Below are 26,201 nucleotides of genomic sequence, written 5' to 3'. Positions count from 1 at the left end.
ACGGACGTTCATGGAACACTCTTCCCTAGCCGCTCAGTAGCCCGCCAGCGTGAACCCGCCATCGACGACCAACGTCTGCCCCACGACGAAACTGGCACCGGATCCGGCGAGGAACAGCACCACTTCGGCGATCTCCTCGGGGGAGGCCGTGCGGCCGAGCAGCGAGCGCCGCGCCCGGCTCCGCGCCTCCTCGTTCCAGTTCACATTCGCCTCGGTCGTCGTATAGCCCGGCGAGACGGCGTTGACCGCAATGTCCGGGGCGAGTTCCTTCGCCAACGACGCCGTCAGTGTGACCAGCGCCGACTTCGCGACCGCGTAGGCGACGACCCTGGGCTGGGTCGTCGCCGCATGGCCGACGAGAGAGGCGATGTTGACGATGCGTCCGCCTCCGCTGTCCCGCATGTGCGGTACCAGCGCCTGGACGAAGTGCACGGCACCGAGGAAGTTGACGTCGAACGCCTCGTGCCACTCGTCCCGGCCGAGTTCGAGAAAGGGCCGGGGGGCGGCGAAGCCCGCGTTGTTGATCAGGACGTCGACCCGGCCGACTTCCCTGAGACAGCTCTCCACGGCGGCGTCCACGGCCTCACGGTCGGCCACGTCGCATGCGATGACCGGCGCCTTCAGCTCATGGCCCATGCTCCGCAGGGCCTCGCTGTCGGTACGCCCGTGCAGGACGACCCGGGCCCCCTGGGCAACCGCCATCCGGGCGGTTGCCGCGCCTATCCCCCGGGACGATCCGGTGACCAGGACCGTCCTGCCTTCCAGTTGGTTGTTCATGCGCCGGCCTCCGTCGCTGTCGACCACCGGCCCGTGGTCGCGTCATAGCGGAACATCCCGTACTCGCCCCGCAAGGTGTGGTCGGAAGAGGAGTAGCTGATCTTCCAGTCGAGCGACTGGAAGCCGTGCAGCGACTCCAGGTACTTCACGGCTTCCGCTCGCCGGCCGCCGGTGTTCTTCAGGGTGAGGGCGAGGACCTGGAATCCGGCATAGCCGTTCTGCACCGCCATCGAGACCGGCTTCCCGGTCCGCTTCTGGAACGCCTGCTGGAAGCGGCGGGCCTGCTCGCCCCGCTTGGAGTCCTCCAGCTCGTCCGGCAGCCACGCGGGCAGACCGGCGTAGTACACCTCACTGGGGAACGCGGTCTTGGCCGCGGTCAGGAACTCATTGGTGGTGTTCGCCCAGTTCAACGCGGTCGGCAGGTCGACCCCGAGTTGTTTGAGTCCCTTCAGGGCGACGGCCGAGGCGGCGCCGGGGGCGGGGATGTACAGCATGTCGGGCTTCTTGCTCGTCAGACTGTTCAGCTGCGCCGTGGCGTCCACGTCGGCCGGCCCCATCCGTTCGATGTCGACCTTGAGACCGAGATCCGCGGCGATCGTGCGTACGTTCTCGACCGCGCTCTCGCCCGACACATCGGTGGTGGCCAGCACGCCCAGCCGGCCGGCTCCGCTCTTCTTGGCGAACTCGAGCGTTCTTCGGTCCGCGTCCTCGGCTCGGGCAGCCGTGGCGAAGATGGGCGTGCCGGGATCCGGACGTACGTAGGGCGACGGCTCGATCGACACGACCTGAGCCCGCTTCAGCACCGGGGCGGCGCCCGCGTACGTGCCCGCCAGCAGCGGGCCGAAGACGATGTCGACCCGTTGTTGGACCGTCAGCTTGCGGGCACAGGCGGCTGCTCCGTCCGGGGTTGAACGGTCGTCGCAGACCACGAACTCCAGTTTCAGCCCCTTGGCCTCGGGAGCCACCTCGCGGAACACCTCGAACGCGGACTTGAAGTCGCGCCCGACGGCGGCCGCCGGTCCGGTGAGCGAGAGGCTGAGCCCCACCTTGTACTTTCCCCCACCGCCCTGACCGCCGCCGGCCGTCCCGGCGTCGCCCTTGCCGCATGCGCTCGCCACGAGGGCCAGACCGGCGACAAGAACGGGGAGATACGGTCGATGCGGTCGCCTTGTCATCGTTCCTCCATGGTCGTCGTTGATTCGCTGTCGCCGGGTGTCCGGCCGAACACGAGGTCGCGTATGACCTCCTCGTCGTGCGCGGGGGCGTCCCGCGAGGTCGTGAAGGCGATGCCGCCGCCTTCGAGGACGTGGGCGCGGTCCGCCACCCGGAGGGCCGCGGAGAAGTTCTGTTCGGCGACGAGGATGGCCAGCCCCTGTGCGGCCAGTTCGCGGAGATGGTCGAACAACTGCCGCACGATGAGCGGAGCGAGGCCGAGCGAGGGCTCGTCGAGGACGAGCAGCCGGGGACGGCCGGCGAGCGCCCGGGCCAGTGCGACGATCTGCTGCTCACCGCCGGAGAGTTTCGACGACCGAAGCCCCTTGCGGTCCCGCAGGGCCGGGAGCCAGGTCTCGGCCCTGCGGAGTTCGGCGTCGACGGCGGGCCTGCGGTCCTTCCGCGGCAGCCGGAGGGCGCCGGTCGCGATGTTGTCGCGGACGGACATCTCGTCCACCAGCCGGCGCCCTTCGGGCACGATCGAGATCCCCATCCGGGCGACGGCGTGCGGGGACCGCCCGCTGATGGCGGTACCCGCGAGGCGGACCGTGCCCTGCTGGACCTTCGCCTGGTTCAGCAGCCCGCGCAGCAGTGTGGTCTTGCCCACGCCGTTGCGTCCGAGCAGGCAGAGGATCTCGCCTCGGCCGACGGTGAGGGACAACGGTCCCACGACCCGCGTGCGTCCGTAGCCGACAGCCACGTCCTCCAGCGTGAGTACGCACTCAGGTTCCGAGATAGGCATCGATGACCTCCTGGTTGGTCCTGATCTCACGGGGTCTGCCGGAGGTGACCAGGCGGCCTTCGGCCAGCACGGTGACCCGGTCGCAGACGTTCATGACCAGCGGAACCGAGTGCTCGATCAGCAGGACCGCGGTGCCCTGCTCGGCCACCGACCGGAGCAGCACCCCCAGCCGCTCGTGCTCATCGGCGGACAGGCCACCGGCCGGTTCGTCGGCCAGCAGCACCCGGGGACGCGCGGCGAGGGCACGCGCGAGTTCCAGCAGCTTCTGCTGTCCGGTGCTCAACTCGCTCACCAGCCGGTCGCGTTGGCCCAGCAGGCCCACTCGTTCCAGGCAGTCGAGGCCGATGTCGTACAGCATGCCGACCACGCGGGAGCCGCGTGGTCCGGCACCCTGCAGGAGCCCTCCCGACCCTTGGCTGAACGCTCCCATCGCGGCGACGTCCCAGCATGTCTGGTCGGCGGGGAAGCGGGGGATCTGGAACGTCTGGACGACGCCGAGCGAGGCGAGATCCCACGCGGGCAGGGCGGTCACGTCCTTGCCGCCGAACCGGACCGCCCCGCTCGTCGGGCGAAGGCGGCCGCTGAGCAGCGCGAGCGTCGTACTCTTGCCGGCGCCGTTCGGCCCGATCAGGCCATGGACCTCGCCGGGTACGAGGGCGATGTCGATGCCGTCGGCCGCGGTCACGCCACCGAACCGCTTCGTCAGCGACCGCCCCTCCAGCAACGGCCGCGGGTCGTGGCTCCGCGGTGCCGCCGGCGCGCTCGGGACCTGCCGGGAGGCCGGTGCCGTCGGCGCGCTCGGGACCTGCCGGGAGGCCGGTGCCGTCGGCGCGCTCGGGACCTGCCGGGAGGCCGGTGCCGGCAGCCGCTTCGGCCCGGCGGTCCGGCTTCGCCCGACGTCCCGGCCCCAGTGTCCGACCTTCCCGACGATCCCCCGGGGGAAGACCAGCGCGATCGCCGTGAGCAGGACGCCGTAGATGAGGAGTTGATATGTGTCGGACGACCCGGTCCACTCCGGCAGCAGGCGTACGACCGCGACACCCACCAACGCGCCCCACACGGTGCCCAGTCCGCCCAGCATCAGTCCGACGAGCGCGTCGATACCCCCTTCGAAGCCGATGGCCGGCGGCGACACGAACCGCAGCAGATACGCGTACAGCACCCCGCCGACCGCGGCGATGCCCGCCGAGAACACGAACGCCTGAAGCTTGAGGACATCGGCGGGAACCCCGGCCGCGGCCGCGAGGTCGGGGTCCGAGCGCACCAGGTCGAGGCCGAGGCCGAACCGGCTCGTCACCGTGCGGGAGAGCAGGAAGGCGATCGCGGCGACCATGACCCAGATCACGAGGAACAGCCGCTCCGGGGTGTCCAACGAGATGCCAAAGAGCTTCAGCTCCCCGGGGACGTCGACGCCGGACGGTCCGCCGAGGAGCCCCGGCGATCCGTTGGCCACCAGCTCGGCCGTGATGGCGAGCACGAGCGTGGCAAGCGCGAAGTAGTAGCCGCGAAGCCCGAGGACGAGGGTGCCGACGACCGCGGCGGCCAGACAGCTGATGAGCACGGCGACCGCGATGGCGGCCCAGGGCCCGAGCCCCCACCACTTCGGCGCCAGGGCGACCAGGTACGCCCCGAGTCCCATGAACGCCGTCTGACCGAGCGACAGCAGCCCGGTGTAGCCGAGCAGGAGGTCGAGACCGAGACCGACGATCACGAATACGCCGAGGAACGACAGGACCGACAGCCAGTACGGGTCGATGAACTGCGCCCCGAGGGGAGCCGCCAGGGCGATGGCCGCCGCCGTGCCGGCACTCCTCCGCCGCCAGAACGCCTTGCGGGCCGGGAGCGCGGCGCCCGGAGCCTTGACTCCGGTCGGGAGCGCGGCACCCGGAGCTCTGAACGACGGCCGTCCACGTCCCGGCGTTCTCCACGGAACGATCCGTTGGACGACCCGCGCCTGCTGGATGAGGCCGCCCCGGTTGCGTACCAGCACGATCGCCAGGAACAGGGTCATGGCGAGCGGGGTCTTCAACGCGGAGTCGAACTGGTGGGCGGCGATCGCCTCCAGGCAGCCGAGCGCGAGGCCGCCCGCGAGCGTCAGAGGCAGTGACGACAATCCTCCGAAGCTGGCCGCGACGAACCCGTACACGGTCATGAGGAGCCCGGAGGAGAAGTTCACGAACAGCAGCGGCGCGATCAGCACACCGGCGAGACCGGCGAGACCGGCGGAGAGCGCGAACGCGGCGGTGGAGGTCCGGGCGACGTTGATGCCGAGGGACGAGGCCACCGATGGCGAGTCGGCGATCGTCCGCATCCGCAGGCCGGCGTCGGTGCGGTGCAGAAACAGCGTGAGGGCCGCGGTCAGCAGAACGGCGGCGACGACGACGACGATCCCCTGATAAGTGAGGCGTCCGTGCCAGATCCGGGTCGTCCCCTCGAACATGGCCCTCAGTGAGCGGTCGTCAGGACCCCAGACGACACGCACCGCTCCCGAGAGCGCCAGTCCGCTGCCGAGCGTGACGAGCAGTTGGGTGGCGTGCGCGGCCGACAACGCCGGGCGGATGACGAGTCGGTACTGGAGTGCGCCGGCACCGGCGCAGACGAGGACCGCCCCGAGGACCGCCACCGGAAGGGGCAGCGGCCCGGCGAGTGACGCGGCGACCATGATCCCCAGAACAAAGAAGTTGCCCTGGGCGAGATTGACGACCTTGCTGACCCGGAATGCGGTCGCGATACCGATGCCGAGCAGCGCGTAGATCGCCCCCGCGACAAGCCCCCCGAGAATCGCCTGGAACATTCGCCCCTCCTTGCGCTTCCGTCGACCCGTCACCACAGCGGTCGGTGGTGACGATCCCGCGACAAGGGCGCCACCCTCACGGGACCGGCGACAGGCACGGAGCGAGGCCCGATCTTCGAGGCATCCCCACACCGCAAGGCCAGAGGGCGTTCACCATTGAACATACATACACGCATGTATGCTGGAGGGGCGGTGAGAGCCCTGTCAAGGCGCGTGCACAGCTCCTGGGCAGCGATCTTTCCGCCGAGCACATCTCAATCATTGACAGCGACACCCTTGCGCCGCACAGTACATTCATGCATGTACGCACTTCTGGCCACGTGCCGTAGCGGCATGGTCGGAATGCATGGACGATGCAGTTCCGCCGAAGGCCCGGCGACGGGATGGAGCCGATTCGGCGACGCCGGCGGAATCCCCCGGCCCCCACGCTCCCGCCCAGGCCCGAGTCGGCCGGCGATCATGACGAAAGACAGGCGAGCCCCGTGCCCACACCCTCCAACGCCACCCGCCCCCCGGAAGCCGCTTCGAAAGCCGCCTCGGAAGTCCGGGAACTCCTCGTGCGAGAACGCAGGATCCTGGCCGAGGGGGTGATGGCCCTCCAGCTGACCTCAGCTGACGGATCCCCGCTGCCTGCCTGGGAACCGGGCGCGCACATCGAGGTCGCCCTACCCTCCGGCCTGATCAGGCACTACTCACTCTGCGGCGACCCGGCCGACCGCCACAGCCACACGGTCGCCGTACTCCGCGAACGCGACGGCCGCGGCGGATCGCACGAGGTGCACGAACTGCTCCACGAAGGCTCCGTCCTGCAGGTGAGCGACCCGCGGAACCATTTCCGGCTGGTCGACGCCGATCGGTATCTGTTCATCGCCGGCGGGATCGGCATCACTCCGATCCTGTCGATGATCCGCGCCGTGCAGGGCCGAGGAGCGGCCTGGCAACTCGTCTACGGCGGCCGGACACGCGACTCGATGGCGTTCCTCGACGAGATCGGACGCCTTCCGCAGAGCGCGGTGGAGATCTTCACCGACGACGAGACGGGGTATCCCGACATCGACGCGGTGATCAAGAGTGCGGCTCCCGGCACGGCCGTATACGCCTGCGGCCCGCCCGGCCTGCTCCGCACCGTGGAAGCGTCCTGCTCGGACCTGCCGCCGTCGAGCTCGCTGCATGTCGAGCGGTTCTCCGCCGGCGCACCACCGCAGTCGGCCCAAGCCACGCCCGCCACCGCCATCGACGTCGAGTTGCGCCGAACCGGCACGGTGCTGCGTGTCGAGCCCCCACAGACCATCCTCGACGCGATTCTCGACGTCGCACCGGGGGTGGCCTACTCATGCCAGGAGGGCTACTGCGGCTCCTGCGAAGCCACCGTCATCGAGGGTGTTCCGCTGCATCGCGACACCGTCCTGTCCGAGGAGGAGGCGGACAGCGGGCGAACAATGATGATCTGCACCAGTTGGTCCCGCACGCCCCGCCTCGTCCTCGACCTCTGACGGTCCAGTCACGCTTGAAGCCTGATCGCAACACTGGGGTTACCTCCCCAGCAAATTAGGTCTATCCTGATCCTCATTAACGTTCCGGCCGCCCCAGAGGAATCCCGGAACAACGTCAAAGGAGACGTCATGCCAGGAATCACCGACCGCTACGAGGGCGAACCGCTGCTGAAGACGCAGGAGCTGGCCCATGGCACGCTCGAATGCGTCGACATCCACCAGTCGCGGCGTTTCTACGAGGAGGTTCTCGGCCTGCAGGTGCTGCAGACGAGCCCTCGCTCGCTGATGATCCGCAAGGGGTCGAACCACACCTACGCCGTCGTGGAGACCGGCAAGGTCAACGCGCAGATGATCCTGCTCAACCACAACGGATTCAACGTCGGCAGCGTCGAGGAGGTGGACGCCGCCTACGAGACCCTCCTGAGGGTCAAGGACGAGTACGGCCTGAAGCAGGTCCAGAAGCCGCGCCATTCGCACGGCGACAGCGCCTTCTACTTCTGCGACCTCGACGGGAACTGGTGGGAGATCGTCTCGGTCCGGCCCGGCGGCTACTCCGCCGACTACGCCGACGACGACCGCGACCTGACCGGCCACCACGAGTTCGATGACCTCAAGGGCAACTTCAATATGATCCACACTCATGACCCGGACTTCCGGGCTCAGTTCCGCAAGGCCCTTGACGAGAAGAAGGACGGCGCGAACAAGTCCGATCAAACCTGATACCGTTTATGCCCCACAGGCTGGGTGACGGCGGTAGTGGTAGCGCTAGAGAGCGGATGGATGACCGAGGGCGTAGAGCGACCGGTCCAGCGGCGGGAATCCCTGCCACGGGCGCCGAAGGTCTCCGAGCAACTGGCCGACCGGCTGCGGGCGATCATCCTCGGCCACGGCATGCGACCCGGGGACCGGTTGTCCAGCGAGGCCGAACTCATCTCCCGCTACGGCGTGGCTCGCGGCACGGTCCGGGAGGCACTCAGGCTCCTGGAATCCGAAGGCCTGATAGAGATCCGGCGCGGCAGGGAAGGCGGCATCCTGGTCCGTCGGCCCGGAATCGACCGGATCGGGAACTCCATCGTGGTGATGCTGACGATGGCCGAGGTGACGGTGCGCGAGCTCATCGACTACCGGCTGCTCATCGAACCCGAGGCCGCCGCGGCGGCGGCCCGGACGGCCACCGACAAGCAACGCGCCGAGCTGCGGCGGACCGTCGAAACGGAACCGCACGAGGAGCTAAGGTTCCACACCGTACTGGCCGAGTGCAGCAACAACTCCTTTCTGCGCATGGCCGTCACCATGCTCCACCACGGGCTCTCCTCCAGTCCCTCCGGCCTGCACCTGGGCGGAGCCGACGAAGACGGAGCCCGGCACGACCACTACACGGTTCTCAGCGCGGTCGAGGAGCGCGATCCCGAGCAGGCCGCGCAGGCGATGGCACACCACCTCCACCGCTTCCGCGAACTGCTCGAGGAGCAGGGCCGGTTGGACGAGGAGTTCATCCCGGCCGACTGGTGGCTGTCCCGGACCTGAGCCCAGGCAGTTCGAGGCGGCCGGGGCCCGACCCAAGAGCCGTCGGGGCGGCCGGACGGACGGGGCGTACGCCCACAGGCCGGGGCCCCTGCTCGTACGACGGCCCGGCTTCCCGGTACGAGAGCGAATTCGAGACGCTCCGCGTCTCAGAACAGGGACGATGATGAAGATCGCACACTTCCGGCACCAAGGCCGCAGCGCCTGGGGCATCGTCGACATCGAGGCTGGTGAACTCCAGCCGGTCGCCGGCGACCTGACCGACTGGGGACCCGCCCTCACCGCCGGACACGGCACCCCCACTCCAGAGGGGAAACCGCTGCAGCTCGGCGACGTCCAGCTGCTCCCCCCGCTGACCGCGACCTCTACGATCGTCGGCGTCGGCATGAACTACTGGTCGCATCTGGAGAAACTGGGCGTGACCGAACGGCCGCCCAGCACCCTTGGGTTCCTCAAGCCGCGCGCCGCGATCATCGGCCCCGACGAGGAGATGGCCTACCCGGAGATCACCAAGCAGCTCGACTTCGAAGTCGAACTCGTCGCGGTGATCGGCGCGTCCGACCTGTCCGCCCTCCCCCGGCCGACGGACGGCGTACTCGGCTACACGGTGGGCAACGACGTCAGCGCCCGCGACACGCCCTCTCCGCTGGGCGGGTTCGACCTGTTCAGCATGAAGGCGCTCGACCGGTCGACCCCCGTGGGCCCGTGGATCACCACGAAGGACGAGTTCGGCGGCTCCGGCCAGCCCGACACCGAGATCGTGCTGCGGGTCAACGGCGAGGAACGGCAGCGGGACCGTACCCGCAGCATGCTGTGGAACGTCGACGAATGCCTCGAGTACGTCCTCGCCCGGACCTCGCTCGGTCCCGGTGACCTGCTGTTCACCGGGACCACCGACGGAGTGGGCGCCGAGGACGGCCGTTACCTGGAGCCGGGCGACGTCATCGAGGCGGAGATCGAGCGGATCGGCGTACTGCGCAACACCGTGGGCCCACGCCCCTGAGCCACCGATGACTGCCGTCGGCCGGAGGTCACCCGGGCCGACTGGACGGCCCCCGGGGACAGCCCAGAATGAGGTCGAGGCCGTGCTCGAAGCGCGCGTCGAAGTCATTCCCGCTGAGATGCGGAAGGGTGCGCGACAGCGCGGGGAAGCCGGAGAGGTCGAAGACCTCCGCATGGAACCCCGGCATCCGGCTGGGCGAGGACTGCTGCTCCTGGACCAGGCCGAGCGCGAAGTACACCAGCGTCCAACTGGTCCAGGCCGCGTCGCGCGGATCACGGCCGGTCTCCAGCAGGGCGTGGTGCATGGCCTCCGTCAGCGCGAGGGTGTTCGGTTCGACGGGCGAATACCCCTCGGTCGCCATCCGGGCGCCGTCGCGGTGGCTCAGCAGGGCACTCCGGAACCGCTGGAGGAGGGTCCGGACGCGGTACTCCGGATCCGGTGGCAGCGGTTCACGTGTGCAGTCGGCCATCAGGCTGTCGGCCATGGCTCTCAGCAGGCCGGCCTTGTCGCCGACATGCCACTGGACCGTGTTGGCGTGCACACCGATTCCGCCCGCCACCCGCCGCAGCGACAGACAGTCAAGACCCGCTTCGTCGAGTAGTTCCAGGGCGGCCGCCAGCACCTGGGTGTATGAGATTCCCGCCGGGGCGCGGCTTTTCCCGGGGGCCGATGCACGACTTGACATCTTGGACATCGTCCAAGTCTATTGGGTTCACTACTTGGACGCCGTCCAAGCGTCCAAAGTCTGAGGAGGTCTCATGCCTGGTTCGAATGGGGACGCGTTCAAGGACTTTCCCGAGAGTTTCCGCGGCACGGTCCACCGGCCTGCCGATGCCAGTTACCCGGACGCCCGCAAGACCATGATCACGACACCCGATATCGGCGCTCCCGCCTTGATCGCAAGGGCCGCGGACGCCGAGGACGTGCTCACCGTGGCGCGGTACGCCGCCGAGACCGGTACCCCCCTCGCAGTGCGCGCCGGAGGACACGGAGCCGACGGCTACGCCTCACCACAGGACGCACTCGTCCTCGACCTCGGCTCCCTCAAGGACATCGCCGTCGACCCCGACACCAGCGTGGTGCGACTGAGCTCCGGCGTGGTGCTCGGCGAGATGGACACCGCGCTGGAGGAGTACGGGCTCGTGGTGCCCGCCGGCACCGTGAGCACCACGGGGGTCGCCGGTCTGACGCTGGGCGGCGGCGTGGGTTACAACATGCGCCGCTACGGGGCCACCGTCGACAACCTGCTCTCCATGGACGTGGTGACCACCGACGGACGGCTGGTGCGGGCCAGTGAGACCGAGAACCCGGACCTGTTCTGGGCGCTGCGCGGCGGAGCCGGAAACTTCGGCATCGTCACCTCCTTCGAGTTCCAGGCCAGGCCGATGAACCGCGAGGTGGCCTCCGGATTGGTGCTCTACCCCCGCGAGCAGATCAACGACGTCCTGGCCGGCCTGCGCGAGCACATGCCGAAGGCCCCGCGGGAACTGGCCGGCATCGGCCTGGTCACCCAGTGTCCGCCGCTGCCCGGGGTGCCCGAGGAGCACTACGGCACGGACATCCTGATGATGATCGTCGTGTACGTGGGTCCGCTGGACAAGGCCGATGCGGCGACCACTCCGCTGACCGCGCTCGGCCGGCCGATCCTCTCCCAGATCACCCGTCGGCGCTGGTCCGAGACGAACCGGATGCTGGACATGATCTTCACGCCCGGCCGTCGTGCCCACAGCAAGGGCGGCTACCTGTCCGAGCTGTCCGACGAGGCGATCGAGGTCGCCGTCCGGCACGCCGCCCTGCTGCCCGACGAGGTACGTCCGCGGGCCAACGCCACGCAGAACATCTGGGCCCTGGGCGGAGCGATCAGCGAGGACTTCGACGAGTCGTCCGCCGCGTTCTCCCGGGAGGGCGCGAACTGGCTCTGCGAAGCCGTCGCGGTCTGGGACGACCCCGCCGACGACCAGGTCCTGCGCGACTGGGTGGACGCCCTCAACACCGACATGCGGCCCCACATGCGGGACAACACCTACATCAACCTCACCCGTGACCAGGGGCCCGAATGGCGACGCAAGGTGTGGGGTTCCGCGGAGAAGTACGACCGGCTCGTCCGTGCCAAGAACACCTGGGACCCGCACAACCTGCTGCGGTTCAACAAGAACATCGCGCCCGCCGGCTCCTGAAGCAGTCGGCTTTCGCGCCCAGCCACCACGTGCCCCACTGGCTGGCCTGAGCCCTGCTGGCGATCACACCACACCCGCACCCAAGGAGATGGAACAATGTCCACACCGTCCTTCCGCCGTGCCCACCTCGGCCGGCCGCTCGCCGCAATGGCCGTCGCGGCAGCCACACTGTTCACGGTCGTACCGGCGGCCTCCGCGGCCCCGGCATCCGACACGGCCGGAACCTCGGCCCACCACGGCAGCAAGCTCCAGACCGCCGCCAACAAGAAGGTGGTGGTGCGCTTCTTCAACCAGCTGTTCAACGAGGGCGACCTGAGCGCGATCGACACCTACGTACGGCCCGACCTCATCCAGCACAACCCGGCGGTCGCCGACCGCGCGACGGGCCTGCGGACGTTCGTGGCCGACCTCAAGGCCCAGTACCCCGAGTCCTCCGTCTCCATCAAGCGGGTCGTCGCCGAGGGCGACCTGGTCGCGGTGCACAGCAACTTCATCCTGGAGCCCGGCACCAAGGGCCTGACCGTCGTCAACATCCTGCGGATGCAGGACGGCAGGATCGCCGAGACCTGGGAAGTCTCCCAGCAGGTCCCGGACGCCATCCCCAGCGGTAACGACATGTTCACCACCGTGAGCTCACCGCAGCTGCCCGGGCCCGACCCGAAGGCCTCCGGCGCCGAGAGCAAGAGGATCGCCCTGGAATTCTTCACCGCGGCCGCCATCAACCGGGACCTCACCGCCCCCGACCGCTATGCCAAGGACCCCTACTACAACCACAGTGCCTACGTCGGCAACGGCATCGCGGCGACCAAGGAACTCTTCAGGAACCTGTTCGCCGAGTCCCCCGACGTCACCTTCAACATCAAGCGGGTCGTCGCCGAGGGCGACCTGGTCGTGCTCCAGTACCACCTCAAGCGCACCGCCGACGATCCCGGGACTGCCTTCGTGGACATCTTCCGGGTCCGTGACGGCAAGGTCGTCGAGTTCTGGGACATCATCCAGGCCGTGCCGACCACCTCCGCCAACGACAACGGCATGTTCTGACCCACCCCCGCGGACGCGTGATTCGGGCCCCTGTTCGCTCCAGTTCCAGTGGTCGTTGCAACACCCCAGTTCAAGGGGTGTCATGGACTTCCAGATCCGCAAGGACAGGAAGTCGCAGGGGCGCAAGCCGTTGACTCGTGAGCGGGCCACATACTTCCAGCTCATGGAGCAGGGCTACAGCACGCGGGAAGCGGCCCGGATCGTCGGCATCGACCGCCGTACGGGCAAGAAGTGGCGCAACGGCCACCAAAAGGGCCGCAAGGCGGTCCCTCCGATCTACCAGGAGCCCGGGCACACGCCCCGGACCACCGGAGCCGGAGGGGCCGCCTCTTGCTGCGTCGCGGTATCTCCAGGAGCACGACCGCATCCACATCGCCGACCGGCTGCGCGATAAGGCGTCCCTCCGGCAGATCGCCGCCGAGCTGGGCCGCAGCCCGTCCACCATCAGCCGCGAGGTACGGCGCAACCGGCGGACCATGCCCAAGGGCGGCTGGTACTACCGGCCGCACACCGCCCAGGCCCGGGCCGAAGCCCGCCGGCCCCGCCCCAAGACCGGCAAGATCGGCCACAACCCCGAGCTGCGGGACTTCGTCCAGGACCACCTCACGATGCGGTGGAGCCCCGAACAGATCTGCCAGGCTCTGCGGGCACGCTTCCCCGACCGGCCGGAGATGCACGTGACCCACGAGACCGTCTACCAGGCCCTCTACGTCCAGGGCCGCGGAGAACTCCGCCGGGAACTGACCCGCTCCCTGCGCACCGGCCGGGCCCATCGGCGCCCGCACCGCCAGGCCCACAAACGCACCTCCCGCGCCGTCAAAGACATGTCGGCAACAGCCGCCCACGCAAAACGCTCGACTGGGAAACCCCAGCCGAGCGCCTCGCTAAGCTACTGGACCTAGCCAGCTGACCAGCAGTGTTGCAGCGACCCCTCGAATTCGCCATCAGCCGGGGCCCGAATCGGTTTACTGCGGGGAGGGAGTGCGGCACGGACGTGACACGGTGTGCCTCAGGCTGGCACCGGAAGCTCCAGCTTCGTCAGCAACTCGGCCTGCCTGGTCCGATAGGCGGCCACGTTGGCCAGCTTGATGTGCTCGTAGCCGCGGACCATGTCGGGCAGTTCGGCCAGCTCGACGACGGTCTCGGTGGCCGAGCCGTGAGAGCGGGCGATTTCGAGGGCGCGCAGTACGGCGTCCCTGTACTCCTCGACGAGCGCGCGTTCCACTCGTCGTACGCCCGCGTAGCCGAAGAGGTCCAGCCGTGTCCCGCGCACCCGGCGCATCGCGCGCAGGACGCGCAGGGCCGGCCGGGTGCGGGGGCCGAGGCCGATCTTCCGCTTCATGCCGATGGCCCTCAGCACCGGCGGATGCAACTGGTAGGTGTACGTCGAACCCTCGCCGAACTGCGCCTCGATGTCGGCCAGCAGTCCTTCGTCGAGGTGGAGGCGGGCGACCTCGTACTCGTCCTTGTAGGCCATGAGCTTGTGCAGGTTGCGGGCCACCGCCTCGGTGACGTCGAGGGGACCGCCTTCCAGCACCCTCACCCGCTCGACGAATTCGGCGTAGCGACGGGCGTATTTCTCGTCCTGGTAGGCCATGAGTTCCGGCACCCTGATGTCCAGCAACCGGGCCAGTTCCGTGCCGTGCTCAGCGTGCACGAGGGCCCTGAGGTGCTGGGCGGCGACGCTCGGCTGTCCAGGGGTACGAGCGCCGCCGCGCTTGGTGGAGGCACTCACGGCCTCGGGGTCGACGACCAGTTGGCGGCCACGTCGGAACGCCTGGATGTTGCGCTCCACGGCCACGCCGTTCAGCTGGATGGCCTGCTCGATCGAAGCCGCCGGGAGCGGGAGCCCCCCGGACTGGTAGGCGGCGCCCAGGAGCAGGATGTTGGCGTACTGGTCGTCGTCGAAGAGAGCTTCGGCCAGCCCGCGTCCGTCGAGGTAGAGCGCGTGCGCGCTGGCCGCGTCGATCGCCGCCCGGATGCTGCTCTGCTCCGGGAACGACGCCGTCGTATCGATGATCATCTTACCGGTGGGCACTTCGGTGGTCGACATGACCGCCACCGTGCGGTCCGGGTCGGCCACCTCGAGGTACTGCGGGTCGGTGCCGACCAACGAGTCGCAGGCCAGATAGAGGTCGCATTCCGCGTTGGCCAGTTTCGGGGCCTGCTCGACGACGGACGAAGTGATCTTGACGTCCGAGACGACCGCACCGCCCTTCTGGGCAAGGCCCGTCTGGTCGAGTGTGCGGACCTGCTTGCCGTCGATCACGGCGGCGATGGCGAGGATCTGGGCCACCGTCACAATGCCGGTGCCGCCGACGCCCGTGATGCGTACGGTGAAGTCGTCTCCCTTCACGCGCCGTTCGGGTTCGGGCAGTGCCTCCGCCGACAGCTCGGCGGCTTGGCGGTGCTCGGCCTTGCGTCCGCTGGGCACGACGGTCATGAACGAGGGGCAGTCGCCGGCCAGGCACGAGTAGTCGACGTTGCACGACGACTGATCGATGTGGGTCTTGCGGCCGAACTCGGTCTCCACCGGCTGTACGGACAGACAGTTGGACTTGACTCCGCAGTCGCCGCAGCCCTCGCACACCCGCTCGTTGATCACGACCTTGGTCGGAGGCGTCTCCACCTTGCCGCGGCGCCTCTTGCGGCGCTTCTCGGCAGCGCACTCCTGGTCGTGGACAAGCACCGTGACACCCGGGGTCGCGGCCAGTTCCTCCTGACTGCGCATCAGTTCGTCGCGGTGCCGGACCTCCACCCGCTTGGGGATCCCTGCCTTGCGCAGCCGCTCGGGATCCTCGGTCGTGATGATCACCTTGGCGGCACCCTCGACGAGCAGCAGCTGGGCAACCCGGTCGATCGACAGCCCGCCGACCGCCTCCTGGCCACCGGTCATCGCCACCGCGTCGTTGTACAGCAGCTTGTAGGTGATGTTGACGCCCGCCGCGACCGCCGCGCGCACCGCGAGGCTCCCGGAGTGCGTGAAGGTGCCGTCGCCGATGTTCTGCACGAAGTGCTGATGATCGGTGAAGGGAGCCATCCCGATCCACTGGGCGCCCTCACCGCCCATCTGAGTGAGGCCCGTGACCGTGCCCACCTGGTCGGGTTCCATGAAGACGGCCATGGTGTGGCAACCGATCCCGGCCCCCACCAGCGAGCCCTCCGGGACCTTCGTCGAGGAGTTGTGCGGACAGCCCGAGCAGAAGTACGGGGTCCGGGCCGCGCCCAGCAGCGGCAGCTGGACGCGCTCCCGACGGCGCCGCTCCCGCCAGGTGGCGACCGGCTCGATGTCCCCGTACTCGGGCGCCGACAGCCGCCGCCCGAGCCCGGCCGCGACGGCGTCCGCGCCCAGTTCCCCGGCCTGGCCGAACAACACGGTTCCATCCGGCGCGGTCTTGCCGTGCACGGTGGGTGCGCCGGTGACGCCGTACAGGATCTCCTTGACGGCCAGCTCGATGAACGACCGCTTCTCCTCGACGACGATGATCTCCGTCAGTCCGGTCGCGAACTCCCGTACGAGGGTGGGGTCCAGGGGGTGGATGACGCCCAGCTTCAGCAGCCTGACCCCGTACCGCTCCAGGGCCGACTCGTCCAGACCGAGGGTTCGCAGCGCCTGCTGGAGGTCCAGGTAGGGCTTGCCCGCCGCGATGATGCCGATCCGGTCCCCCTGCCGGGCGCCGCCGATGATCCGGTTGACGCCGCTGGCCCGCACGTACTCCAGGGCCAGTGGCAGCCGCTCGGTGTACAGGCTGCGTTCCAGGGCGGCCAGACTGGCGCCGAGCAGATGGGTACTGGGCTTGTGTGAGTAGGGCTTGGTGAAACCGAGCGTCGGCACCTCGGGCGGTGTCCAGTCGCCCCGTACGACGGCGGTGTTCGCCGCGTCCGCGACATTGGTGACGACCTTCATCGCCGCCCACACTCCGCTCACCCGCGACAGTTCCACGGCGTGCAGGCCGTAATCGACTATGTCCTGTGAGTCGGCCGGATAGAAGGTGGGCATCGCAAGGTCTGCCAGGGTTAGCTCGGAGGCACACGGCACGGTCGAGGACTTGGCGACCGGATCGTCACCGACCAGGGCCAGCGCACCACCGCGCGGATCGGTGCCCGCCAGATTCGCGTGCCGGAAGGCGTCGCTCGCCCGGTCCAGGCCCGGCGACTTGCCGTACCAGACTCCTGTCACACCGTCCGGCCGCAGTTTGCCGACCGTGCCGGCGAGCTGGCTGCCCATGACGGCGGTGGTACCGAGTTCCTCGTTGAGACCAGGTCGGTGCACGACGTCGTACTCGTTGAGCAGCTTCGAGCGGCGGCCCAGCTCCAGGTCGAATCCCGCGAGCGGAGAGCCCTCGTAGCCGGAGACGAACGCGGCGGAGTTCCGACCGACGCGTCGGTCGTGCCTGACCCGGTCGAAGAGCAGGCGCACGAGAGCCTGGACGCCGGTGAGGTAGACCGTGCCCTCCTCACGCACGTAGCGGTCTTCGAGGGTGAAGCTGCTGCCCGTAGCCGTACCGGTCACCGCAGTTGCCATGTCCTACCGCCTGAATTCCGATTGCCAGCACAACACCTGACCCAATGGACCGGATGTTAGGCTCCACTTACGCCATCGGGTCAATACCAATTGGGTTCAGCTGGGCCAGTAGCCCAGTTCTGAGCGCGCGCCGCCCGACGAGAAGGGCAATCGGTACAGCCATGGACATGGATGATCTGGACGCGGCGCTGCTGCGCCTCCTGCTTGAGGAACCACGCGCCGGCATGCGGGAGTACGCACGCATACTGGGGGTCGCCCGGGGGACGGTGCAGAGTCGGCTGACACGCCTGGAACGGGAGGGCGTGATCGCCAGTTTCGCCCCTCGGCTCAGTCCCGCCGCAATGGGCTATCCCGTACTCGCGCTGGTCCACCTCCACCTGGCACAGGGCAGACTGGAGGAGGTCACCACTCATCTCGGCGCAATCGCCGAGGTCATCGAGGCATTCAGTATCGCCGGGGAGGGCGACCTGGTCTGCCGGGCAGTCGCTCGCGACAACGCCCATCTGGAGGATGTCATCCAGAAGCTGATCGGGCTGCCCGGCGTCGTCCGCACCAAGACGGAGGTCGCGCTCAGCGAGCGCGTGGGCTACCGCGTGCTCCCCCTCGTCGCACGAGCGGGTAGACGGCACGAACTTCCGGCGAAGTGACGGCGCCGCCGTCCGCCCCGCTTCTCGCCGCGTCCGTGACGCCAATGGTGAGCACGAGTGCCCGAGCGTCGGTGCGGCACCGGACACGACCGCCGCCACACCCCATGTCGGCCCGTCCGGCCACCAGGCGCACGGGCCCGATTCCGGAGGCCTGCCCGGCCATCCGCTTGCCGCCTGGAGACCAGGCCCGCGATGGCTGGGGCGATGTCGTCGAATTGGTCGTGTCGGCCGTGACTTCGGGCCGGTTCCCGCCACCCCTTCTTGTTGAGGTGAGCGACATCGAAGGTGAATCAGTGTTCGACTGTGGCGGTGATGTCGGCGGTATCGCGAGAGTGCCCGGAGCGCCGTATCCGCCTACGGCGTTGGAGCGGTCGGTTGCCATGCGACTCTGCGTTCCCGCCTCATCCTGCCCGCCCCGGACCCGGCGAACGGGCCCTGAGAGTGGAGCCCCGGCTCCGGCGGTGGGGTTTGGACGCCTGGTCGGCGCGCCGGCCCGGATCAGCGGTCGACGTCGCTCCGATCGGTGAATCGGCGCATGGCGCGAAACAGGTCCCTGGGGGCCGGAGCGGGAGGCAGGGGGTCGGGCCCCTGGACCGCGAAGGCCTGGAGCAGGTAGGCGACCTGGCGGCGCCAGGTGTCGGGGGCAGCGTCGACGGTGGCGGCGAGGACGCCGGCGTTGGCGATCAGCAGGACGGGAAGGTCCTGGGGGGAGAAGTCGGAGCGCAGCCGTCCGCCCTCCTTGGCACGGGCGATCAGTTCCAGCCAGCGCTCGTACGCCTCCGCCCGCCTGGCCTCCAAGCCCTTGGCCATGGGCAGGGTCATGGTGAGGAGATCGGCGAAGCCCCGGTCGGCGGCCTGCATGGCGCAGATGTGCTCGATGTAGGTGCGGAAGCCGTGCCAGGGGTCGGGGTCGGCAAGGGCCTCGTCGATGAGGTCGACATAGGTGTCCATTCGGTCGGCGAACACCGCTCCGATGAGGTCCTCGCGGGTGGGGAAACGCCGGTAGAGCGTGGCGATGCCGACACCCGCGCGGCGGGCGATCACGGCCATCGGCGCGTCAAGTCCCTGCTCCGCGAAGACCTGGCGGGCCGCCGTCGCAAGGAGTGAGCGGTTGCGTTCGGCGTCCGTACGCAGGGACGGCTGTACCTCCTCGGGGACTGCGGGCTGAGTCATGACCCCACTCTAAGCCAAATGGAGCACCCCATCCATTTCCTCTGTTATCGTAAGCCAAGAGAAACCGGAGAACACCATCCATTTATTCTTCCGAGGAGGCATGCCATGCGTGCTCTGATCGTTCACTCCGTCCCCACCGCTCCCACCGTCGCTGAGACGCCCGCGCCGCGACCCGAGGCCGGTGAGCTGCTGGTGAAGGTCGAGGCATCTTCGGTCAACGGCTTCGACGCCGCCACCGCCGCCGGGTACCTGCAGGGGATGATGGAGCACCGCTTCCCGTTGGTGCTCGGCAAGGACTTCGCCGGCACCGTCGAGGCAGTCGGTGAGGATGTGACCGGCTTCGCGGCCGGCGACGCGGTGTTCGGTGTCGTGGCGAAGGCGTTCCTGGGCACCGGCTCGCTGGCGGAGTACGTCACCGTGCCCGCCGGATACGGCGTCGCGCGTATCCCCGCCGGCGTGTCCGTCTCCGATGCCGGGGCGCTGGGGCTGGCCGGGGCCGCCGCGGTCGACAGCCTGGACGCGATCGATCCCAAGGCGGGCGAGACGGTGCTGATCGCCGGGGCGACCGGCGGTGTCGGCGCGATCGCCGTGCAGTACGCCGCCGCCCGGGGGGCCCGGGTGATCGCCACCGCCAGGCAGGGCGGCCACGCCGACTTCATCCGGTCGCTCGGTGGCGAGGACGTACACGTCGTGGACTACACCGCCGACCTGGGCGCCCAGGTGAGGGCCATCGCCCCCGGGGGCGTCGACGCGGCACTGCACCTGGCCGGTGACGGCGGGTCCCTCGCCGACCTGGTGGCGCCCGGCGGCCGGATCGCCTCCACCCTCGGCTTCGGTCCCGAGGCCGTGGAAGGCCGTGAGCTGACCGCGGTCTCCGTGATGGCCGACGCCAACACCGCCACCCTCGAGCGCCTGGCCGCCGACGTCGCCGCGGGCCGCCTCCGGGTTCCGGTCACCGCCACCTACACGCTCGACGACGCGCCCCAGGCCTTCGCCGACTTCGGCGCCGGAGCGCTCGGCAAACTCGCCGTCGCCTGCGGCTGACAACCGCCACGGACGTGCCGCGGCCCGCGGTCCTTCTGAACCACTCTCCCCGCAGTTCGCCCGCTCATTGACAGGAGTCACTCCATGCAAATCCGTTCGCTGGGTTACCTGGGCTTCGAGTCGCCCCACTTCAAGGAGTGGGAGACCTTCGGTCCGGAGATCTTCGGGCTCGGGCTGGGGGAACCCGGTGCCGACGGCACGGTCCGGCTGCGGATGGACGACCGTCACCAGCGCATTTCCGTCCACCCCGGCGACGAGGAGCGCCTGGCCTATGTCGGCTGGGAGCTGAAGGACAAGGCCGCCTTCCGCGCGGCCGTCAAGGAGCTCGAGGACAAGGGCTTCTCCCCGCGGCTGGGCACGCCCGAGGAGACCGCCGACCGCCAGGTACAGGGGCTGGCCCGCTTCCAGGACCCCTTCGACTTCGTCCACGAGATCTTCTACGGCGCCACCTTCACCTCCGGGTCCTTCCTCCCGGGCAAGCCCATGACAGGAAAGTTCGTCGCGGGCCTCGACGGCGTCGGGCACGTAGTGTTCGTCGTGCCCGAGATCACCCCCGAGCTCGAGGAGTTCGCCACCGACGTGCTCGGCATGGAGCTGTTCGGCGACTGGGTGGCGACCACCGCCGACGGGCGGCAGACCGGCCCGCAGTTCTACCGCTGCAACCCGCGCACCCACGCCCTCGGCTTCGTCGCCGTCCCCGGAATGCGCGGCGTCCAGCACATCGCGATCGAGTCCGACCACCTCGACGACGTCGGCCGCGCCTACGACCTGGTGCAGGAGCGCGAGCTCCCGATCACCATCACCCTCGGCCGGCACATGACCGACAACCTCGTCTCCTTCTACATGCGCTCGCCCACCGGCTTCGACATCGAGTTCGGCGCGGGCGGCACACTCCTCGACGAGAGCTTCGTCCAGGCCAACCCCTCCAACTCCGAGGCCTGGGGACACAAGTTCATCGCCAAGAGCTGGGCACCCACCGTCAAGCCCCTCGCGGACTGATCAGCCCACCAGGACAACAGCCCCTCCACACACACCGTGCGCGAGAGGTGGGGTGTGCCGGTTCTCCTGACCGGCACACCCGCCAAGCTCGCCCCGGCAGTGCCGGACGAGCGCACACCACGTCGAGCCCAACGGCCGAACACCGAAACCGCCTCAGGGCGACAGCCAAGGAAGACAGCCATGGAACTCGGCATCCTCTCCCTCAGCGATCTGCAGCGCGACCCCGAGACCGGGCGCCTGCACAACGCAGCCACCCGTACCCGGGAGATCGTCTCCTACGGCATCCTCGCCGACCGCCTGGGCCTGGACGTCTTCGCACTCGGCGAGCACCACAGCCTGGACTTCGCCGTGTCCTCACCCGCGGTGACCCTGGCCGCCGTGGCCCAGGCCACCGACAAGATCCGCCTCACCAGCGCGGTGTCGGTGCTCACCGCCCTCGACCCGGTACGCCTGCACCAGGACTTCGCCTCCCTCGACCTGCTCAGCGCCGGCCGCGCGGAGATCATCGCCGGGCGGAGCGCCTTCATCGAGGCGTTCGAACTCTTCGGCGTCGACCCCGCCTCGTACGACGAGGTCTTCGCGGAGAATCTGGAGTTGCTGCTCGCCCTGCGCGAGAGCGACCGCGTCACCTGGTCCGGTCGCTTCCGCGCACCGCTGGACGACGCCCAGGTCCCACCCCGCCCCGCGCAGCCGAAACTGCCCCTGTGGCTGGGGGTCGGCGGCAGCCCGGGCAGCGCGCACCGAGCAGGCTCGCTCGGCCTGCCGATGACACTCGGTCTGATCGGCGGAAACTTCCAGCGTGCCAAACCGGTCGTCGACCTCTACCGCGAGGCCGGTACCCGGGCCGGACACCCGCTCGAATCGCTGAAGCTCGGTCTGACCAGCCACTTCTTCGTTGGCGAGACCTCCCAGGACAGCCGCGCCGACTTCTACCCCTACTACCGCGAGTATCTGCGTCCCAAGACCCCGGACGGACGCGGCTGGCTGGTCGGCCCTGACGAGTACCGGCAGATCGCCGGGCCCGCCGGCGCCCTGATGATCGGCAGCCCCCAGGAAGTCATCGACAAGATCCTCACCGAACGCGAGATCCTCGGCACCGACCGCTTCCTCGGCCAGATCGACCTCGGCGGCCTGCCGTCCCACCTCGTCAACCGCTCCATCGAGCTCTACGCCACCGAAGTGGCCCCCGCCATCCGTAAGGAGACCGGCTTCGCCGGCGGCCACTGACCACGCGGGCTCTGCGGTGGATGCCCCGGGCCGTCGTCCCATTCCGTGGGCGACCGCCCGGGGCATGTTCTCCGGTGAGGTGGCCATGCTTTGTCGGGGAGATCAGCCCGCCCGTCGTGGACTTCGCAGACGCGGATTTCCTGGCATGGAACGGCTCTCGTAGCAGGTGTGGAGCCACGCACGGGAGAGCACGGCATCGAAGGACGGACCGCTGTCGAAGTCCAGGGGTGTGTCCCGCCATGTGGTACTGCCGCGATCACGGCGAAGATGCAGATCGCGTACCTCATCAGGCGGCTCGGAACCCGTGGCACCTGACTCTCCATCAGAAATGGGCCGTGGTCGCGACACCCGGCGCGGAAGCCCATGGGTCTGGCCCTGACGAAGTCGCGCCATCATCGGCAACGCCGCGCCCGAAGCTCGTCGTCCCTAGCGTGGGGTGGGCAGCCCAGGGAGGCCGCCGCGTTGCCTTCTCCTGCACGGATGCGAACATGAAATGGTTCGCCCGTAAGGTCGTTACCCCCCGTGACGACAGGCAGCCCTCAGGTGTCGTCGTCGTGATTCCGTCGGCCTGCATGTTCACCAGGCGCCGGAGCGCCTCAGCGGCAAGGCCGTCGTGGAAGTCGCCCTTCCGGACTATGCACGATGTTGTGATCTGTCCGGCCTGGTCGGCTCGCCCGACGAGGCCCTGTCAGCACCTCGGACCCGGTCCGGCTCTTCACCGCGGACAGCTTCCACTTCCGCCCGATAGAGTCCTTCGCTCTCAGCCGACGGACAACCCGGTGAGGGCACGGGCCTGCGTCTCCGCCTGGGCATGCGCCTGGGCGCGGCTGGCCTCGGCCTGCTCAAGGAAGTCGGCCATGGCCGGGTTATGGGGAGCCATGGTCAGCTCGACCTTGATCGTGTGCACATCCATTCCGAGCGCTCCCGACAGGACCGTCTTCAGGTAAGGGGCAGCGAAGTCCCAGCCGTGACGCGGCGTCCCGGGCCCGTATGAGCCACCGGAGCTGACGATCAGGGTTGCCGGCCGACCCGCGACGCTCTGCGGCTCCCCTCCGAAGGCAGTAGTCCGACCCGAGACAATGATCTGGTCCAGCCAAGCCTTAAAGACAGAGGGAATCCCCCAGTTGTACATCGGAACGCTGAAGAGATAGGCGTCGGCGTCGGCGAGCTCCGAGATGAGAGAGTCCTGTACGGCAGCGGCCCTGCGTTGTTCGTCCGACCACTCTCCGGCGTCGACAAAACGGGCTGCTATGCCCGCCGGGGCCAGGTGCGGCACCGGGTCCGCGACCAGGTCACGGTAGGTGACAGCGCTGTGCGGGTGCTCCTGCTCCCAGACCTGACGGAAGGTGGCGGCCACCTCACGCGAAGCGGAGTTCGCCGGAGCGGACGAGGTGTCGATGTGCAGTAGGTGAGTCATGGCGTCGCCTTTCGGTCTACGATTCACAAGACGAGACTGGAGGTTTTCCTCCAGATAGATTCAGCGTAGCACTTTACCGGAGGTCCGTCTCCGGAAAGTGGACGGCCGGGACATCGCCTGCACCCCCGGCGCCCACCGAGACCTCCGCAGCCGCCGACACCGTCCACGGCTGGACGACCAAGGGATCCAGCCCCGACCAAGAACCCGCCGCGGGCGATCCACCTCGACACGCCGAGCACCCCCGGGCACACCGCCGCGTGGAACGCATCAATCTCCGGTCTGCGCTCCACGCTCCTCCCGCGGCACTGGAACCAGCCCGGGACGGCCTACCGCGAGCTGGACTCAGTCGTGGACGCCCATGGCCACACGGAGTCCAACAACCAGGCGGCAAGGTCGCGGTGCCGGTCGAGCCCCGCGACCCCTTTCCGGCCGCGGCCGGCCCCTCGCTCAAATGCCCAACCCTGCACGATCACCCATACGGCGCCCGGCCGAACGGCCACGCCCGCGACCCGGCATGGCGGCAACGACCGCCTACACGACTCAGCCGTCGAGAGTCGCGCCGAGATGGAATGCCGCATTCTCCTCCCCCACAGCCTGGACACCAGACAGTAATGGAGACTAGCCTCCAAATAGGTTAGTGAACGTTAACAAACATGAGGGCGCTGTTACCAGCGCATCGCTTCCACTGTCCGGAGACCCTCGGGAGGGCAACCGTGAGCACCAACGCCAGTGAAGTCCGCCCGGACGACCGCGTGCTGGGCGCCAGAATCGAGACCCGGGCAGCGCCCGCGTCGGAGGACTTCCGCCGCAACACCGCCGTCCACACCGCAGCCGCGGGGGCGCTGCGTGACCGGCTGGCCGAGGCTGCCCTGGGCGGCGGTGAGCGGGCCCGTGAACGGCACACGGCGCGGGGAAAGCTGCTGCCCCGCGACCGGGTGGAGACGTTGCTCGATGCGGCGTCACCGTTCCTGGAGCTGGCCCCGCTGGCCGCCGACGGGATGTACGACAGTCAGGCCCCGGCCGCCGGGGTGGTCGCCGGTATCGGCCGGGTCAGCGGCCGCGAGTGCGTGATCGTCGCCAATGACGCCACCGTCAAGGGCGGCACGTACTACCCGATGACCGTCAAGAAGCACCTGCGGGCCCAGGAGGTCGCGCTGGACAACAACCTGCCGTGCGTGTACCTGGTCGACTCCGGCGGCGCCTTCCTGCCGATGCAGGACGAGGTCTTCCCCGACCGGGACCACTTCGGGCGGATCTTCTTCAACCAGGCCCGGATGTCGGCACGCGGCATCCCGCAGATCGCCGCCGTGATGGGCTCCTGCACCGCGGGCGGCGCGTACGTCCCCGCGATGAGCGACGAGACCGTGATCGTACGGAACCAGGGCACGATCTTCCTCGGCGGACCTCCGCTGGTGAAGGCCGCCACGGGTGAGGTCGTCACGGCCGAGGACCTGGGCGGCGGCGAGGTGCACGCGAAGCTCTCCGGCGTGGTCGACCACCTGGCCGAGAACGACACCCACGCCCTGAGCATCGTCCGCGACATCGTGGCCACCCTCGGGCCGCGCTCCCCCAGGCCCTGGAACACCGTCCCCGTCGAGGAACCGGCCGTGGACCCGGCGGAGTTGTACGGCGTGGTCCCGTCCGACAACCGCACGCCGTACGACGTCCGCGAGGTGATCGCCCGGATCGTGGACGGGTCCCGCTTCGCGGAGTTCAAGGCGGAGTACGGCACCACGCTGGTCACCGGTTTCGCACGGATCCAGGGACATCCGGTCGGGATCGTGGCGAACAACGGCATCCTGTTCGCCGAATCGGCCCAGAAGGGCGCGCACTTCATCGAGCTGTGCGACCAGCGCGGGATTCCCCTGGTGTTCCTGCAGAACATCACCGGCTTCATGGTCGGCCGCGCGTACGAGAACGGCGGCATCGCCAAGCACGGAGCCAAGATGGTCACCGCGGTGGCCACCACCCGGGTGCCGAAGCTGACCGTCGTCATCGGCGGCTCGCACGGCGCGGGCAACTACTCGATGTGCGGCCGGGCGTATTCGCCGCGCTTCCTGTGGATGTGGCCGAACGCCAAGATCTCGGTGATGGGCGGCGAGCAGGCCGCGACCGTACTGGCCACCGTCCGCCGGGACCAGTACGACGCACGCGGCGAGGAGTGGTCCGCCGACGCCGAGGAGAGCTTCAAGCAGCCCATCCGTGACCAGTACGACGAGCAGGGCAGCGCCTACTTCTCCACCGCCCGGCTGTGGGACGACGGGATCATCGACCCCCTGGACACCCGCACCGTGCTCGGCCTGGCACTGACCGCCTGCGCCAACGCGCCGCTCGCCGAACCGGCCTTCGGCGTCTTCCGCATGTGATCTCTGGAACCCGCTCTGCTCCAACGAACCAAGGAGACCC

Annotated in this window: 19 protein-coding genes and 1 pseudogene; 12 read left to right on the top strand and 8 right to left on the bottom strand. The window is 69.0% G+C overall.

Annotated features, from left to right (window positions below):
- Positions 1 to 33 precede the first annotated feature (33 nt).
- From OG787_RS45715 to OG787_RS45700, 4 genes are read right to left on the bottom strand one after another with little or no spacing between them, the layout of a single operon-like run.
- Positions 34 to 777 (bottom strand): SDR family NAD(P)-dependent oxidoreductase, encoded by a 744-nt coding sequence (locus tag OG787_RS45715; protein ID WP_405539359.1) that lies wholly within the window; start codon positions 775 to 777, stop codon positions 34 to 36.
- Positions 774 to 1,952, bottom strand: a complete 1,179-nt coding sequence (locus tag OG787_RS45710) for an ABC transporter substrate-binding protein (RefSeq protein ID WP_405539358.1) — start codon at positions 1,950 to 1,952, stop codon at positions 774 to 776. Before OG787_RS45710 ends, OG787_RS45715 begins: the two co-directional genes overlap by 4 nt.
- On the bottom strand, positions 1,949 to 2,731 hold the full coding sequence (locus tag OG787_RS45705; protein WP_405539356.1) for an ABC transporter ATP-binding protein: 783 nt from the start codon (positions 2,729 to 2,731) through the stop codon (positions 1,949 to 1,951). The genes OG787_RS45710 and OG787_RS45705 overlap by 4 nt, the downstream gene beginning before the upstream one ends.
- A complete protein-coding gene (locus OG787_RS45700) occupies positions 2,712 to 5,525 on the bottom strand; it encodes an ABC transporter permease subunit (protein ID WP_405539355.1) in 2,814 nt (937 codons plus the stop codon). Before OG787_RS45700 ends, OG787_RS45705 begins: the two co-directional genes overlap by 20 nt.
- 557 nt (positions 5,526 to 6,082) lie before the next feature.
- Here OG787_RS45700 and OG787_RS45695 point away from each other — a divergent pair.
- The 4 genes from OG787_RS45695 (at position 6,083) to OG787_RS45680 (ending at position 9,545) form a co-directional block, all read left to right on the top strand.
- Positions 6,083 to 7,018: a PDR/VanB family oxidoreductase gene (locus OG787_RS45695; protein WP_405539354.1), complete on the top strand. Its 936-nt coding sequence runs from the start codon at positions 6,083 to 6,085 to the stop codon at positions 7,016 to 7,018.
- A 129-nt stretch (positions 7,019 to 7,147) separates the two neighbouring features.
- Complete coding sequence (locus tag OG787_RS45690) at positions 7,148 to 7,738, top strand: VOC family protein (RefSeq protein WP_405539352.1); 591 nt, start codon at positions 7,148 to 7,150, stop codon at positions 7,736 to 7,738.
- A 60-nt stretch (positions 7,739 to 7,798) separates the two neighbouring features.
- Entirely contained in the window at positions 7,799 to 8,545 is a 747-nt protein-coding gene (locus OG787_RS45685; RefSeq protein ID WP_405539351.1) for a FadR/GntR family transcriptional regulator, read from the top strand.
- 160 nt (positions 8,546 to 8,705) lie between these two features.
- Entirely contained in the window at positions 8,706 to 9,545 is an 840-nt protein-coding gene (locus OG787_RS45680) for a fumarylacetoacetate hydrolase family protein (protein ID WP_405539349.1), read from the top strand.
- 28 nt (positions 9,546 to 9,573) lie between these two features.
- Here the strand turns inward: OG787_RS45680 and OG787_RS45675 are convergent, their stop codons facing one another.
- On the bottom strand, positions 9,574 to 10,230 hold the full coding sequence (locus tag OG787_RS45675) for a TetR/AcrR family transcriptional regulator C-terminal domain-containing protein (RefSeq protein ID WP_405539347.1): 657 nt from the start codon (positions 10,228 to 10,230) through the stop codon (positions 9,574 to 9,576).
- A gap of 73 nt (positions 10,231 to 10,303) precedes the next feature.
- Between OG787_RS45675 and OG787_RS45670 the strand changes: the two genes are divergently transcribed.
- From OG787_RS45670 to OG787_RS45660, 3 genes and pseudogenes are all read left to right on the top strand, one after another.
- Positions 10,304 to 11,722 carry an FAD-binding oxidoreductase gene (locus tag OG787_RS45670; RefSeq protein WP_405539345.1) on the top strand — a complete coding sequence of 473 codons (1,419 nt, stop codon included), beginning with the start codon at positions 10,304 to 10,306 and terminating at the stop codon, positions 11,720 to 11,722.
- Positions 11,723 to 11,818: 96 nt separating this feature from the next.
- Positions 11,819 to 12,763: a nuclear transport factor 2 family protein gene (locus OG787_RS45665; protein ID WP_405539344.1), complete on the top strand. Its 945-nt coding sequence runs from the start codon at positions 11,819 to 11,821 to the stop codon at positions 12,761 to 12,763.
- Positions 12,764 to 12,845: 82 nt separating this feature from the next.
- A pseudogene (locus OG787_RS45660) lies at positions 12,846 to 13,575 on the top strand (transposase); the annotation flags it as partial.
- 197 nt (positions 13,576 to 13,772) lie between these two features.
- Here the strand turns inward: OG787_RS45660 and OG787_RS45655 are convergent.
- Positions 13,773 to 17,288 carry an indolepyruvate ferredoxin oxidoreductase family protein gene (locus OG787_RS45655; RefSeq protein WP_405539342.1) on the bottom strand — a complete coding sequence of 1,172 codons (3,516 nt, stop codon included), beginning with the start codon at positions 17,286 to 17,288 and terminating at the stop codon, positions 13,773 to 13,775.
- A 161-nt stretch (positions 17,289 to 17,449) separates the two neighbouring features.
- On the opposite strand from OG787_RS45655, the gene OG787_RS45650 reads away from it, so the two are divergent.
- Positions 17,450 to 17,935: an Lrp/AsnC family transcriptional regulator gene (locus OG787_RS45650; RefSeq protein ID WP_405539341.1), complete on the top strand. Its 486-nt coding sequence runs from the start codon at positions 17,450 to 17,452 to the stop codon at positions 17,933 to 17,935.
- Positions 17,936 to 18,433: 498 nt separating this feature from the next.
- On the opposite strand, the gene OG787_RS45645 is transcribed toward OG787_RS45650, so the two are convergent.
- On the bottom strand, positions 18,434 to 19,108 hold the full coding sequence (locus OG787_RS45645) for a TetR/AcrR family transcriptional regulator (protein WP_405539340.1): 675 nt from the start codon (positions 19,106 to 19,108) through the stop codon (positions 18,434 to 18,436).
- A 105-nt stretch (positions 19,109 to 19,213) separates the two neighbouring features.
- Between OG787_RS45645 and OG787_RS45640 the strand changes: the two genes are divergently transcribed.
- The 3 genes from OG787_RS45640 to OG787_RS45630 all read left to right on the top strand — a co-directional run bounded on the left by OG787_RS45640 (position 19,214) and on the right by OG787_RS45630 (position 22,378).
- The gene (locus OG787_RS45640) at positions 19,214 to 20,152 is read left to right on the top strand and encodes an NADP-dependent oxidoreductase (RefSeq protein WP_405539339.1); all 939 of its coding nucleotides are present in this window, start codon (positions 19,214 to 19,216) and stop codon (positions 20,150 to 20,152) included.
- Between the two features lie 84 nt (positions 20,153 to 20,236).
- Entirely contained in the window at positions 20,237 to 21,151 is a 915-nt protein-coding gene (locus OG787_RS45635) for a VOC family protein (protein WP_405539338.1), read from the top strand.
- Positions 21,152 to 21,331: 180 nt separating this feature from the next.
- A complete protein-coding gene (locus OG787_RS45630) occupies positions 21,332 to 22,378 on the top strand; it encodes an LLM class flavin-dependent oxidoreductase (RefSeq protein ID WP_405539337.1) in 1,047 nt (348 codons plus the stop codon).
- A 760-nt stretch (positions 22,379 to 23,138) separates the two neighbouring features.
- Here OG787_RS45630 and OG787_RS45625 read toward each other — a convergent pair.
- A complete protein-coding gene (locus OG787_RS45625; RefSeq protein WP_405539336.1) occupies positions 23,139 to 23,795 on the bottom strand; it encodes an FMN-dependent NADH-azoreductase in 657 nt (218 codons plus the stop codon).
- 653 nt (positions 23,796 to 24,448) lie between these two features.
- Here OG787_RS45625 and OG787_RS45620 point away from each other — a divergent pair.
- A complete protein-coding gene (locus OG787_RS45620; RefSeq protein ID WP_405539335.1) occupies positions 24,449 to 26,161 on the top strand; it encodes a carboxyl transferase domain-containing protein in 1,713 nt (570 codons plus the stop codon).
- Positions 26,162 to 26,201: the final 40 nt, after the last annotated feature.

The organism is Streptomyces sp. NBC_00075, from assembly GCF_045041225.1.
Taxonomy (GTDB): Bacteria; Actinomycetota; Actinomycetes; order Streptomycetales; family Streptomycetaceae; genus Streptomyces; species Streptomyces adonidis.
Note: the sequence above shows the minus strand (reverse complement) of the source record. Positions and strands in the feature narration are given on the sequence as shown.